This is a genomic window from Neisseria sp. P0021.S007, from assembly GCF_051956855.1.
Genome location: NZ_JBQCXA010000678.1, coordinates 1 through 635, shown reverse-complemented (window position 1 = coordinate 635; position 635 = coordinate 1). Strand labels below are relative to the sequence as shown.

At 45.0% G+C, this 635-nt stretch carries 1 pseudogene; it reads left to right on the top strand.

Annotated elements, in window-relative coordinates:
* Window positions 1-29 precede the first annotated feature (29 nt).
* A pseudogene (locus tag ACTHUR_RS15340) lies at window positions 30-635 on the top strand (DUF945 family protein); the annotation flags it as partial.

Below are 635 nucleotides of genomic sequence, written 5' to 3'. Positions count from 1 at the left end.
CATTTTTACCACCTGCTCAAGGATAAAACATGAAAAAAAGCATCATCGCAACACTGGTCGGCATCGCCGCATTGGGAGGAGCAACCGTTGGCGGAGGCGTTTATGCCGACAACAAATTGAAACAGGAATACTACTTCCAAAACAATCCCGATGCCGACAAGCGCATGAAAATTACGTTGGATAAATTCGATATGGGACTCACTTCGGGCAAAGTTTCATGGAGAGGCGACATCACTCCTGACTTGTGCCATCAGGACACAAAATTCTCAATTCGCGGCGAAGACATCATCACCCGTGGTTTGAACGGCTACACCATCCAAAGCAAAGTCTATTTGGTTGGAGAAGACAATAAAGAAATATTCCAGTTAGACGGTAATACCGCGCTTTCTTGGGGCGGCGAATTAGACAGCAAACTGACCGTACCTTCTGGCTCACGCACCATTGATTCTGATGAAATCAAATGGGAAGCAGCGACTTTGACTGTCAAAGGCCACAAATCCGACCATCAGTACCATCTCGATAATTTCAATTTTGAATGGCCCGGTCTGACTGCCTTCCACCCTGACAAACCTGAAGACCCAGGTTACCAATTTAATATAAAAAATATCAAATATCAGGCTGATATGGAAAAAGGC